Raw genomic sequence first — 290 nt, forward strand, 5'->3', positions numbered from 1 at the left:
TGTAGTTCGGGTTAGCCTTTTCAATTGCAGCAACGGCATCAGCGTTCAATGCAACTTGGTAAGTGCCCACATTCGTTGGAATGGTGGCACTGCCGTCGAATGTAAAGTCCGCATTCGTTAAGGCAACGTGATTGACCACTTTGTCACCATAGGTCACTTCAAACGTTGGTGTCTTATCACCATAGGTGATTGTTTGATCGTTAACAGTAACTTCAGTTGTTTTATCGTCTGGTGTAGTACCCAATGGATTAATGGTATATGTCCCACCAATGAAATCACTGGCACTGAAT

The 290-nt window shown here is 43.8% G+C and carries 1 protein-coding gene; it reads right to left on the reverse strand.

Annotated features, from left to right (window positions below; all coding sequences use genetic code 11):
* Window positions 1-290: MBG domain-containing protein (locus GM612_RS12295; RefSeq protein WP_246147772.1), on the reverse strand; the 290-nt coding region annotated here is incomplete at both ends.

The organism is Secundilactobacillus folii (genome assembly GCF_009720675.1).
In the GTDB taxonomy this organism is placed as follows: Bacteria; Bacillota; Bacilli; order Lactobacillales; family Lactobacillaceae; genus Secundilactobacillus; species Secundilactobacillus folii.